This window comes from Shewanella xiamenensis, from assembly GCF_024971755.1.
Taxonomy (GTDB): Bacteria; Pseudomonadota; Gammaproteobacteria; order Enterobacterales; family Shewanellaceae; genus Shewanella; species Shewanella xiamenensis.
In genome coordinates, this window is the sequence record NZ_CP079718.1 from 172,261 (window position 1) to 184,665 (window position 12,405).

General features: G+C 44.9%; 10 protein-coding genes. 3 read left to right on the top strand and 7 right to left on the bottom strand.

Going from position 1 to position 12,405, the window contains the following annotated elements; translation table 11 throughout:
• Positions 1-69: 69 nt before the first annotated feature.
• The 7 genes from KXJ80_RS01850 to KXJ80_RS01880 all read right to left on the bottom strand — a co-directional run bounded on the left by KXJ80_RS01850 (position 70) and on the right by KXJ80_RS01880 (position 8,193).
• Positions 70-1,491 carry an ATP-binding protein gene (locus KXJ80_RS01850; protein WP_218737701.1) on the bottom strand — a complete coding sequence of 474 codons (1,422 nt, stop codon included), beginning with the start codon at positions 1,489-1,491 and terminating at the stop codon, positions 70-72.
• Positions 1,488-3,626 (bottom strand): TnsB C-terminal domain-containing protein, encoded by a 2,139-nt coding sequence (locus tag KXJ80_RS01855; protein WP_218737702.1) that lies wholly within the window; start codon positions 3,624-3,626, stop codon positions 1,488-1,490. Before KXJ80_RS01855 ends, KXJ80_RS01850 begins: the two co-directional genes overlap by 4 nt.
• Positions 3,593-4,441 carry a TnsA endonuclease N-terminal domain-containing protein gene (locus KXJ80_RS01860; protein WP_218737703.1) on the bottom strand — a complete coding sequence of 283 codons (849 nt, stop codon included), beginning with the start codon at positions 4,439-4,441 and terminating at the stop codon, positions 3,593-3,595. The genes KXJ80_RS01855 and KXJ80_RS01860 overlap by 34 nt, the downstream gene beginning before the upstream one ends.
• Before the next feature lie 131 nt (positions 4,442-4,572).
• Complete coding sequence (locus KXJ80_RS01865; RefSeq protein ID WP_218737704.1) at positions 4,573-5,757, bottom strand: BaiN/RdsA family NAD(P)/FAD-dependent oxidoreductase; 1,185 nt, start codon at positions 5,755-5,757, stop codon at positions 4,573-4,575.
• Positions 5,758-5,995: 238 nt separating this feature from the next.
• Positions 5,996-7,012, bottom strand: a complete 1,017-nt coding sequence (gene gpsA, locus KXJ80_RS01870; RefSeq protein WP_011620883.1) for an NAD(P)H-dependent glycerol-3-phosphate dehydrogenase — start codon at positions 7,010-7,012, stop codon at positions 5,996-5,998.
• Positions 7,013-7,016: 4 nt separating this feature from the next.
• Positions 7,017-7,502 carry a protein-export chaperone SecB gene (gene secB, locus KXJ80_RS01875; RefSeq protein WP_011620882.1) on the bottom strand — a complete coding sequence of 162 codons (486 nt, stop codon included), beginning with the start codon at positions 7,500-7,502 and terminating at the stop codon, positions 7,017-7,019.
• Between the two features lie 256 nt (positions 7,503-7,758).
• The gene (locus KXJ80_RS01880) at positions 7,759-8,193 is read right to left on the bottom strand and encodes a rhodanese-like domain-containing protein (RefSeq protein ID WP_037414466.1); all 435 of its coding nucleotides are present in this window, start codon (positions 8,191-8,193) and stop codon (positions 7,759-7,761) included.
• Between the two features lie 265 nt (positions 8,194-8,458).
• On the opposite strand from KXJ80_RS01880, the gene gpmM reads away from it, so the two are divergent.
• From gpmM to KXJ80_RS01895, 3 genes are read left to right on the top strand one after another with little or no spacing between them, the layout of a single operon-like run.
• Positions 8,459-10,003, top strand: a complete 1,545-nt coding sequence (gene gpmM, locus KXJ80_RS01885) for a 2,3-bisphosphoglycerate-independent phosphoglycerate mutase (RefSeq protein ID WP_218737705.1) — start codon at positions 8,459-8,461, stop codon at positions 10,001-10,003.
• 10 nt (positions 10,004-10,013) lie between these two features.
• Entirely contained in the window at positions 10,014-11,147 is a 1,134-nt protein-coding gene (locus KXJ80_RS01890) for a murein hydrolase activator EnvC family protein (RefSeq protein WP_037414470.1), read from the top strand.
• Between the two features lie 48 nt (positions 11,148-11,195).
• Positions 11,196-12,401, top strand: coding sequence for a S41 family peptidase (locus KXJ80_RS01895; RefSeq protein WP_218678108.1), 1,206 nt, complete (start codon positions 11,196-11,198; stop codon positions 12,399-12,401).
• Positions 12,402-12,405: the final 4 nt, after the last annotated feature.

The following is a 12,405-nucleotide window of genomic DNA, read 5'->3' on the forward strand; positions in this document are numbered from 1 at the left end:
TAAATGTATTATTAATTACTCCATGGCTAAATTTTAGACGAAATTATGTAAGTTGCAGCATTTCGAAGGCTATGAACACAGATCATTTAACGGATCATCAAGCATTAATTTTTTTTGCCTCAAAAAGCTAATAGGATCTTCTAACCCTGCCGCTTGTTGAAATATATCAGGATCTTGTATCCTAACGAGTAAATCAACTGCCCCCAGTAACTCAATAAGTTTAGAGGAAAACTCTGGATGCTGCGGTTTTGTGATATCACCTGTCTTATCAACAGTTGGTACTTTTTGTGTATCAGCTTTCATACTGCGACGCTGTTTTCCCGTTGGTAACACAATAGAACTTTTTAACTCTTTAACTTCATTGGTTTGTCGTGATAAACCACATGCAATAGCATTACCCGCTTCAAGGGTTGATACTGTAATTCTCTCATCTGCACTACCTATAACTAAACGCTGCGCTTCTCGATAAGTACGGCTCGCCATATCAATATTACCCACAGAGAGTAGATGAAGAGAGTTATTAAGCTCATCTGTCAATTCTGTGTATACATTAGTCCACTGATAATTCCAAAGTTGGGCAATGAATGCTTGCCACGAATCACTTTCCTTCGCAAGAGTTGACATTATATGGTGATACGTACTTTCAGCTCGCCTGGCAGATTTAAGTTCTTTTGCTAAAGTCAGATCAAATGGAGGGTTAGCAACAAAGAAAAGTGGTACCCCTAATTTGTTTACTAACCGATGCAAAAATCTAAGTAGATTATTTTCGCCACCAGTTCGTTTAAACTGTAAGTTTTGCATCTCGTCTATAACCAACATCCCAAGAAAGCTAGATTTAATGCATTGTTCTAACTGACGAACCAGTGCACCAATTGTTCCTGCTGGTTTCGTCATCTCTCGCTCCAATGCCAGATCTAACGAGGCTAAAATTTCTTCACACAAATCTCTTACACTTGAATTACTTGGACAATCGACTTTTATCCAAACAACTTGCTTTCTAAGAACTAAAGGACTGCCTTTGTATGACTCATGCTCAATTACGCTAGGAAAATAACTAAGCACTTGCTCAAGCATAGATGTTTTGCCAACACCACTTTCCCCAATTAGCGTTAACCCCTCTCCTTTGGGTTGAAAGAAGCCTGTTCTAGGCTCTATTTCTGGCCTTTCATCAACCAAATAATGTAAATACTGTGCAGTGGTTGGAGTGAGTGGATTTTTTGCTGAATATCCCTTTTTAATTGCTCTTTCTACTGCCCTAAAGCAGGCTTCATAGTCAGTTAAAGGCTGTCGAAGTTCTTCAATTCTATTTAAGTATTCCTCTCTTACTAAAGGATCTGGGTGGTCAGCAATATCTTCAGCATAATCAGGATAGTTACTGAATACTTCCATAACCTTTTCCCAGGAACTCTTAGTGGGGAGTGCTTCAATTAAAGGATTACCTCGATGTTCCGGCAATATTGCATCATGGTAAATTGCTTTAGTCGTTATCATGATGGAGTTCCTTTTGTTTTTCTTTTTCTGCCAACTGGCAGACAAACAACCTTACCGACTATTTCATTTGACGACTTAGAATCGATAACGTCTTGTATCTTTGTTTCAGCCTCGAGCACATTAGTTGTTGCTTTGAGCTCATCTTTGCGGTGTTGGCGGACATTTTTCGTTTTTTCAGCAAATGATATCTTGTCAGAGTTCTTGCTTCGTTCTCTAGCATGTTTAGTCATCTGTTGACGACTTTGGTGATCATCAATAGATGCGACACTTATAGGTGCGAGCTCTTTTTTTGAGTCTAGCCAGTCTTGCATAAAGTCAGACTCATACATTGATTTATCTTTGAACATACGACTACGAGGCAACAGATGACAAAGTGTAAAGCCATGATTTTTGTCTAGCCGCACATAAATGTGGTTTGTAGTATTCTCATCGATTCGTGCTTCTAATCGCCATTGACCTGAAGATCGAGCAACCGATACTAAATTACGTTCTTCAATTTCCAAACATGAATAGTACAACCCATTAAAATATATACCACTGCGTGTCATACTAACTTCAGCCGGAGGAAGTAAACGAGCGATAACCTCATCAGGAAGAGCAGCTTGAAGCTCATGTTTATGCTTAGCAAGGTGAATCTTCCAATAATTGATAGGAGTTGGTGATAAGTCATTTTCGACTAGTAATGGACTTGAAAAAGCTAGGTCGTTAAAAATAGACCTATTATGCTCTAGAATGGCTTTTATTATTTCAGTAGTCACTTCTTTCAAAGTGTAGATAGCATCCTTCCTTGGGTCACGACTACCTCTGACAATATCTCCCCCCCTCGTAGTCCCCAAAAATTCATGAATAACTTCTTTATTCAAAATATCAAAACGTTTCTCAACCACTCCTTTACGGTCAGGTCTGTAAGGAGGGGTAAACGAAAGCTTAGTCATCGGATTGAGTGCAGTCTTAGGATCTAAGCCAATCATCTCACCATTATCGCAAACGAGTTCCTTTGGAATATGTGAGCAAGGCCATTCTGAATCATCGATATCTACACCAAACTCTTTGCAATAGCGAGATTTAGGTAAAAAACTATTTGATAATGCTTGTCTAGCTGCACGCCATGAAGCATGGAAAAGCGATACATGCATGCCAACTATCATCCGGCTAGCTCTGTCGATAACAATGTAGATTGTTGGTCTACCTAATATATACTGCGCCCCCAATTCAGAAACAATATGAACATCTGCGACTGTTGCATCGATCTCAAAGTGAGTTCCAGGTAAATAGCTATCCTGAATGACGCTCCCTAATAAACCTCTTTTATTCCTGAGATGATCATTTTCTGTTGTCCGGCCCTTAATGAACTCATCTTGGCTAAATATTTTCTTTGACCAATAGCTAAACTGTTTAAGCGTTGGTAAAGCAGGCGGTTTACCACACGCATTAGCAATGCGAACTTCATCAGCATAGCTATCTTTTAGCATGTAATTATAAGTTTTTGATAACGTCAAGCTAGTCTGCTTTAAGTAGTATTTTTTCAGTGCTTTCTTAAACTTACTTTTGTCGATATCAGTGATTATGTATTTAACCGCTCTTTCAACCGCCACTGTTCTTGGTTGTTTAGGTGCGCCGAGTGGCTTGTCTGTTGGTATCCTATCCTTTCCCGAACCGCCGCTTTTAGAAAATGCAGGAAGAAGAGCCATTTTCTCCTGACCGTAACGCCAATATTGCGATAAAAGTCGGGATAATGCTTTACGATCGATATCTACTTTTTTTGCATACTCTGCAAGATGTGGAACACGTTTTTTCGTCGCGTAATCAAAAATAAAAACCCGATCTAAAACAATATTTTCAATAAGTCCATAGTTTTTATCTCTACGGGCAATATGTTCCTCAGGGATATTCTCCTCTGCGACCAAAAGAAAACTTGGTAAAGTAAACTCTGATTTTTTGGCTTTCTTACTTTTTATATGTTCAATAAATGCTTCCATAGAAAAAACCAAAGGCCGAGAGGTTGTCGATTCGGTATTAAGGGGGAATAGGACGACAGATGAAACATCGTGCATAATGTCTAAAACACGGTATAAACCATCTTCAGCTAAATCTGAGCCTTTTAACTCCCAAACACTGTTTCTAGGAAATTCCATTCACTACGCCCTCTTTGCATATCTGCAATCGATTTAACATCTAAAATCCCTAATTCAGGAATATATGATGATAAATCCACATCAATGAACTTATCTGCGATTAAGTAACGAATAAGTAATTGAGCCTCATCGTGTGAAGCTATATTCATAGAAATCAATTTATTACAAAGATCTTCGAAAAAAAACTGGCCAACATTTATAACAGTTAATGCGCTATTTATCTGTCCATCAGAAAAATAAGGTAGATTTTCACGGAACGGGGCTGTCACCCAGTCAAGATTACGACTTTGTACTTTGGTTAACTCATTGCCAGTGAAGTAGCTAAACCTAACTCCAAGCAGTTCCCAACAAACTCTTTCAATATCAATCTTTTCGAGCACTCGTTGTTTATCAGATTCAGTTTCAGGTTTAACAGAAACTGCGTGATATGAAATGCCTTGAATAGAATCAATCGTAAGCAACTGATCCGTTGTTATAATGATTGGTTCTTTAGTTTTGGGATGGATAGGGTGCTTAACACCCAACATACTCGCCACTTTCTGCGTGTAGTTAAGAGGTAAAATTGGAAACTGCTCTCTTATATCAACGACACTGTCGGAGAACTCCGCTAAATAGAAAAACTCACTCTCGATTGAGGACATCATATGATGACTTCTCTGAGACTTTCGTCCTAAAATTATCGATCTAGTACCATGACTGTTCACATCCTGAACTCTCAGCCACGGCTTATAATCGTAACCTTGCCCAATTCCATACTTATTTTTTAAGGCTCGTTGATAATCTGTCAAAGATTCAAGCTTTCTTCCGCGTGACATAAAATTTCCTGATATATTTCATACAGAAAGCATAGTATCAAACATCACTACGGGCAAACTTTATTGTCAAAAAATGCTCTTACGGGCAAACTTTAGTGCTTACGGGCAAACTTTATTGTCTCTACACAAGACTAAACCGCTTGTCCAGCGGCCACACCAGATGCCCAGGCCCATTGGAAGTTAAAGCCGCCTAACCAACCGCTTACGTCCATCACTTCGCCGATAAAAAACAGGCCGGGGACTTTTATGGCTTCCATGGTTTTGGAGGAGAGTTCATGGGTATCCACGCCGCCGAGAGTGACTTCAGCGGTGCGATAGCCTTCGGTGCCATTCATTAAGACTGTCCAGCAGTGCAGATCGTCGACTAACTTGGCGCGCTCTGCATGAACCAGCTGATTTAAGGCTTTGTTGAGTAAAGCTTCATCAAATAACACCTCCACCAGCCGCTTAGGTAACCACTGACTTAAGGTATTACGCAGACTCTGTTTAGGATGTGCGGCCAGCTGTTGTTCTAAGGCCTGTGCGGCATCCATATTGGGTAATAGATTGATTTCTATGGTTTCGCCAGCTTTCCAATAGTTGGAAATCTGCAAAATAGCGGGGCCAGATAAGCCTCTGTGGGTGAAGAGTAAGGCTTCGCTAAAGGCTGTGCCATCTTTGGCGGTAATACGGCTCGGTACGGCAATGCCCGACAGCGGTTCGAAGCGAATTTTATCTTCGCTGTGCCAAGTAAAAGGCACCAGACCCGCGTGAGTTGGCAATACCTTAAGGCCAAACTGCTCGGCCAATTGATAACCGTAAGGCGTGGCGCCAAGTTTTGGCATAGATAAACCGCCGGTGGCGATCACTAAGGAGTCGCAACTTAACTCGCCATTTGAGGTGTTTAGCTCAAAGCGGCCTGCTTCGGTTTTGCTCACCGCCAGAATATCGGTGCGAAGTTTAATGTTCACGCCCGCCCACTCACATTCGGTCAGCAGCATAGTAACTATCTCTTTAGCCGAGTCATTACAGAACAGCTGACCATGATCGCGCTCGTGGTATTCAATGCCGTGACGCTCAACCAGTTCAATAAACTGCTGTGACGGATAACGCGCCAATGCAGATTTGACAAAGTGCGGGTTGCCACAGATAAAGTTGGCGGGTTCAACTTTCAGGTTGGTAAAGTTACAACGGCCGCCACCGCTGATAAGGATTTTACGCCCAGCCTGCTTGGCATTATCGAGTACAAGTACATCACGACCTCGGTAACCCGCTGTTGCAGCACACATTAATCCTGCGGCGCCGGCTCCGATAATAATTACATCATGATGTTTCACACTCATACTCCAGTCGATAAATTGATTTGGCGATTGCCCATCATCCCAAATAGTTCAAAGACTTGGTTATGGTATTGGTCTTTGATATTGGGTAGATATTCCGCGTTCAGCTTCCAGCCTTAACGGATACAGACAATGCCGATTGCTGCCTACCACATTAAGGCGATGGCGATCGGACATAAAAAAGGGCGCTATTTTAGCACCCTTTATTTTATTCAGCATCATCACGGCTCGCGCTTTATTGCGCTGGCGTTTCTGATTTTTTTTCTCTGCTGAGCAGTTCTTTGGCGGCATCCAAGGGCGCTTTGCCTTGGTATAACACTTGGTAGATTTGCTCGGTGATCGGCATTTCGACGCCCATGCGCTTCGCCAGGGTAAACACTTCTTTAGTATTGCGATAACCTTCAACCACTTGGCCGATTTCGGCCTGGGCGGTATCCACATCGCAGCCTTTACCTAAGGCTAAACCAAAGCGGCGGTTACGGGATTGGTTGTCGGTACAAGTTAACACTAGGTCGCCTAATCCAGCCATGCCCATAAAGGTGGCAGTGCTGGCGCCTAAGGCTTCGCCTAAACGGGTTAACTCGACCAAACCACGGGTAATTAACGCCGTTCTGGCATTAGCACCAAAGCCAATACCGTCGGACATGCCCGCACCAATGGCGATAACGTTCTTCACCGCGCCGCCTAATTGCAGGCCGATAAAGTCGTCGTTAGCATAAACGCGTAAACGTTTAGGGCTGTGCAGCAATTCCACTAGCTCAGCGGTAAATTTAGGACAAGTGCCCGCAACCGAAATCGCCGTAGGTAACCCCATGGCTAATTCCTTCGCAAACGTAGGTCCTGACAATACCGCCAGCGGATATTGCTCGCCTAACACATCACGGGCCACATCTTGCAGCAAACGTCCGGTTTCAGGCTCGAGTCCTTTGGTCGCCCATACGATGCGAGCATCTTGGCGTAACAAAGGTTTCGCTTGGGCCAGTACCGAGCCAAACACATGGCTAGGTACCACAACCAGCACATTATTGCTGGCCGCTAAGGCTTTGGCTAAGTCGGCTTCGATATGTAAACACTCAGGGAAGGCAATACCAGGCAAGAAAGCTTGGTTGCATTTGTCCTGAGCGAGCGTTTGCATATGGGCAGGATCGTGCCCCCACAACAAGGTCTTATGACCATTGCTGGCTAGAGAGATGGCAAGGGCGGTGCCATAAGAGCCCGCCCCTAACACCGTGATATCGGCAGAGTTTTTCATGTAATTAAGCGTTAGCTTCTTCGGCTGCTGGTGCAGCTGCTGCGGCTTGACGTTGTTGCACGTATTGTGCGAACAGAGCGTCGAAGTTTACTGGTGCTAAGTTCAGTTGTGGGAAAGTACCACGACCCACTAAGCTACCTACAGCTTCACGCGCATATGGGAATAGGATGTTAGGGCAGTATGCACCTAATGAGTGAGCCAGTTGTGGCTCAGTCAGACCTGCGATTGAGAAGATACCCGCTTGTTGTACTTCACACAGGAATGCAGTTTCGCCAGCGTTTTGTGCAGTCACAGTCAAAGACAGAACCACTTCGTATACGTCGTCGGCTAATTTAGCGCTGCGAGTGTCTAAATCTAACTTAACTTCTGGATTCCATTCTTTTTGGAATACAGCTGGGCTGTTAGGTGTTTCGAAAGAAACATCTTTAGTGTAAACACGTTGGATGTTGAATTGTGGGGCTTGTTGTTCGTTGTTTGCTACTTCAGCCATAATTTCCTACCTATCCTATCAATGTTATGCCAGCGCTTTTGTGGCTGGCTTTTTGTCAATTTAGCTCGGGCTTATTACGAGGCCTGTATTAGATCTCAGTACCGTCCCTACTTTCCCTTAACGGGTACTTGTGAAGTCAATCTAAACACTTAATAAAGCCCTTAGTGACTGCAGGATTAGTATGCCAAACAATGATGACGCTACTGCTGCACAATCAATTAACTATGCAGCAGAGCGCATAACTGCCGCCGACAACTTATCTTTTGCTTTTTGAAACAGGCATATTCGCTGCCTGCCATTCACCCATACCACCTTTCAAGTTATACAGGTTTTCAAAACCTTGTTTACTTAAAAGCTGAGCCGCTTGAGACGAGGTCATGCCAGCATTGCATACCAGTATAATGGGACTACCTTTAAACTTTTCAAGGGCAGAAACCTGATTATTTTTGATATCCGCGAGCGTAACGTTAACTGCATCAACAATATGGCCCTTGCGGAATTCGTCATTAGAACGCACATCCACGACTTTGGCGTCTTGTCGGTTCACCATAATAGTGAGTTCTTGATGAGTAACATTTTTGATTTTTGAAAAGCTCGATTTGATCACACTGACCACAAGCATTACAAACAAACCCACCCAAGCCAGACTTAGCATAGTGTGAGCCTTAAAAAATTCGATATATTCTTGCATGGTTACAGCCCGTATAAATGGCGAAAAATTCGATAAGGGCACAGAGTATACCCATTGCCTTGGCAGATTGCAGCAGTTTAGTCACAGTTCTAGAACACAGCTCAGCCCTTGCGCCATCTCGCTTCTCTTGGCGCTCACAGAATCCGCTGAAATAGCCATTCGATGACCTTAATCTAGGTAAAGCGCTTTTTCGTACCCCGCTTACGTAGTAATATTTAACCAATTTCAGATTTCTTTAGCTTCCTTAAACTTTAAAGGTATCACCATGACGACAACTAAACGTCCAATCGCGTTGTTGATCCTCGATGGCTGGGGTTACCGTGAAAATACGCATATGAATGCGATTTACCACGCCAACACACCAGTACTCGACCGTCTCAACGCCCAATATGCCCACGGTTTAATTTCAGGCTCAGGCTTAGATGTAGGCTTGCCCGATGGGCAGATGGGGAACTCTGAAGTAGGCCATATCAACTTAGGTTCTGGCCGAATCGTTTACCAAGAGCTGACTCGTATCAGCAAAGCCATTGCAGATCATGAGTTTGAACAAAACCCAGCCCTTTGCGATGCCGTAGATGCGGCCATCAAAGCCGGTGGTGCGGTGCACATTATGGGCCTGCTCTCTCCCGGTGGCGTACACAGCCATGAAGAGCATATCGAAGCCATGTGCCGCATGGCAGTAGCACGCGGCGCCACTAAAGTATACTTACATGCTTTCTTAGATGGGCGCGATACCCCACCTCGCAGCGCCAAAGGCAGCCTAAGCCACTTTGATGATCTGTTTACTACATTGGGCCATGGCCGTATCGCCTCGATTATTGGTCGTTACTTTGCTATGGACCGTGATAACCGTTGGGACCGCGTGTCTCAGGCTTACGATCTGATCACCCAAGGCAAGGCGAAGTTCCAATACGATAACGCTGTGACCGCATTAGAAGCCGCTTATGAGCGTAACGAAAATGATGAGTTTGTGTCGTCTTCTGCCATTACCGATAGCGAAGGCAAGGTTGCCAGCTTGAACGATGGCGATGCGCTGATTTTCATGAACTTCCGCGCCGACCGTGCTCGTCAAATCACCCGCAGCTTTATCAATGCTGATTTCGATGGTTTTGAACGTGCAGTGACGCCAAAGGTTAACTTTGTAACGCTGACCGAATACGCAGCCGATATCAAAGCACCTATCGCTTATCCTTCTGAAAACCTAGTGAATACCTTAGGTGAAGTGCTGCAAAATCGTGGCCGTACTCAGTTACGTATCTCCGAAACTGAAAAATACGCCCATGTGACCTTCTTCTTCAACGGCGGTAAGGAAGAGCCATTCAACGGTGAAGATCGCATCCTGATCAACTCACCTAAAGTGGCAACCTACGACTTGCAGCCTGAGATGAGCTCAACCGAGCTGACGGATAAGTTAGTCGCAGCGATTGAATCCGCTCAATACGATGTGATTATCTGTAACTACCCGAACGGTGATATGGTGGGTCATACTGGCAACTTCGATGCGGCGGTTAAAGCCTGCGAAGCTGTCGATGCCTGTATCGGCCGTGTAGTTGACGCACTGGCGAAAGTGGGCGGCGAATGTATTATTACCGCCGACCACGGCAACGCCGAGCAGATGACCGACGAAACCACTGGCCAAGCCCATACGGCGCATACCAGTGAACTCGTGCCCTTTGTGTTTGTTGGCCGCGACGCCACCATAGATGAAGGCGGTAAACTGAGCGATGTCGCCCCAACGATTCTGCACCTAATGGGTGAAACCATTCCCGCAGAGATGACGGGTAAACCCTTAATCCACGTAAAAGAGTAGTTGTTACCTAGTGAGCACTCGACTCCCCGTTAAAGCCAGCATTATTGCTGGCTTTATGATGTTATCTTTCTCGGTCTACGCTTCTGATTTGGAGAAGCGTCAGTCCGAGTTGAAATCCATCCAAGCGCAAATCAACCAACAACAAAGCGCGCTTAAAAACACCAGTAAGCAGCGGGAAAAGTTACTCGCACTGCTACGCAGCGATGAAGAGGCGATTGCGGCGGCAGCCAAAAAGGTCAATAGCACCAAAACCAGTTTGGCGCAGATTGATAATACGCTTGCCGAACTCAAGCAACGCCAGGAAGAGTTAGAAACCCTCAAGGTGAGCCAGCAAAATACGCTTTCAAAACAACTTGCGAGCGCATACCTAGCCGGTAACCACGATTACACAAAGATGATGCTGAATCAGCAAAGTCCCGCCACCATTGAGCGGATGTTGGCCTATTACCAATATCTCAACAAAGCGCGGATGAAATCGATTAACGAGTTAAAACAAACCATCACAGAGCTGGATGAGATTAAAGTCACCCAGACTAGCAAGCAAAAACAATTAACTAAGTTGATGGCCGAGCAACAAGTGCAATCTAAGCGCTTGAACCAAGAACAAGATCAACGCCAATTAACCCTTAATGAATTACAGCGCACCTTAAATACTAAAGGTGCCGAACTCGAACAACTGCAAATTGAAGAGGCCAGCTTAAAGCGGGTGGTTGAACAAGCGCTTAAAGCCATGCGTGACAATCCTTCGATGGAAGGCTTCGATAAACAAGGCGGTAAACTCAAATGGCCAACAAAGGGCCGTGTTACTGCTGGTTTTGGCAGCCCGAGATCGGGCCAAGTGGTGTGGAAAGGCACTATGCTCTCTGCGCCCGAAGGACAAAATATTCGCGCGGTTTCTGGCGGTAAAGTCATCTATGCCGATTGGCTTAAAGGCTTTGGTATGGTGATGGTGATAGACCATGGTAAAGGTTATATGAGCCTCTACGGCCATGCGCAGGCCCTGTTAAAAAGCCCTGGAGACATGGTCAAAACCGGTGAAGCAATTGCTTTAGTCGGACGTTCGGGTGGACAGACAGAGCCTGGCCTATACTTTGAAATAAGGTATAAGGGGCAAGCGGTCGATCCAGCCAAGTACTGTCGTTAATCAGTACTGTCGCTAAGGTGGCCGTCCCCATCAACATCGGGGACGGCTATGAAACATCTAATCCGCAATATCGTCTGCCTTGGACTCGGCCTAAGCCTAGGCCTATCCATTAGCCTCTCCAGCCAAGAGAATGCCAAATCATATCAGAGTGACTTCGACTACCCGCTATTGCAGGATGTATTAGAAACGGTCGAAACCTATTACGTTAAAACCGTTTCCAAAGATGAGCTGGTGCAAGCGGCCATTAAAGGGATTTTTGAGCACTTAGATCCCTATTCCAGCTTTTTAAATCACCAAGAGTTACTCGACTTAAAAGACTCCAATCGCGGCGAATACTTCGGCTTTGGTTTTGAGGTCGCTAGCGATAAAGACCATATCAGCATTATCGCGCCCTTTGCGAACTCGCCCGCCGAACAGGCAGGTATCCAAGCGGGTGACATCATTATCAAGCTAAATAACACGCCAACCACCGAAACCAATCTTGCGGATATCCTCAATCAAATCAAACAACATAGCCTCAGCAATCAGAGTATTCACCTAACCTTAAAGCACCATAATGATGACGCCCAGTTCGAGGTATCCCTTAAGCCCAGCACTATTACGATTCAATCTGTCGCCAGCAAATTACTGGATGGTAATATCGGCTATATTAGGCTCAGCAGCTTTCAAGAAAACTCCACCGAGGATATGGTGCGCAGTTTAAGCCAGTGGCAAAACGCGCATCTTACGGGCTTGATTTTAGATTTACGCAATAATCCCGGCGGCTTGCTGGATCAGGCAATCAAAATTGCCGACCTGTTTCTAGCTAAAGGACGAATCGTCTCTACCTCAGGCCGCTTCTTCGATGCCAATTCCGACTATTACGCCTCCCCCCAAACCATGCTGACCAATGTGCCAATGTTAGTGCTGATCAATAAAGGCTCGGCCTCCGCCTCCGAAGTCCTCGCCGCAGCCCTACAAGAGAATGGTCGCGCCAAGCTGCTCGGTGAAACCAGCTTCGGCAAAGGCACAGTGCAAAGCCTGATCCCCATACTGAACGACGGCAATGCCATCAAGCTCACTATCGCCCAGTACAACACACCCAAAGGGGAAAACATCCACGCTATCGGCATAGTGCCAGATATCAAAGTTGCAACCGAAACTGGCCCCAATCAAAAGAATATGGCTATAATCGACGCCATCTCAGCACGAACCGATGTCAGCCAAGACAACATAGTCATTTCCGCTATTTCTTGGATACAACATCATGACTAATAAG

Coding starts and splice junctions, on each gene's coding strand:
- KXJ80_RS01850 (WP_218737701.1), bottom strand. CDS start 1,491: ATGATAACGACTAAAGCAATTTACCATGATGCAATATTGCCGGAACAT.
- KXJ80_RS01855 (WP_218737702.1), bottom strand. CDS start 3,626: ATGGAATTTCCTAGAAACAGTGTTTGGGAGTTAAAAGGCTCAGATTTA.
- KXJ80_RS01860 (WP_218737703.1), bottom strand. CDS start 4,441: ATGTCACGCGGAAGAAAGCTTGAATCTTTGACAGATTATCAACGAGCC.
- gpsA (WP_011620883.1), bottom strand. CDS start 7,012: ATGAAAAACTCTGCCGATATCACGGTGTTAGGGGCGGGCTCTTATGGC.
- secB (WP_011620882.1), bottom strand. CDS start 7,502: ATGGCTGAAGTAGCAAACAACGAACAACAAGCCCCACAATTCAACATC.
- KXJ80_RS01880 (WP_037414466.1), bottom strand. CDS start 8,193: ATGCAAGAATATATCGAATTTTTTAAGGCTCACACTATGCTAAGTCTG.
- gpmM (WP_218737705.1), top strand. CDS start 8,459: ATGACGACAACTAAACGTCCAATCGCGTTGTTGATCCTCGATGGCTGG.
- KXJ80_RS01895 (WP_218678108.1), top strand. CDS start 11,196: ATGAAACATCTAATCCGCAATATCGTCTGCCTTGGACTCGGCCTAAGC.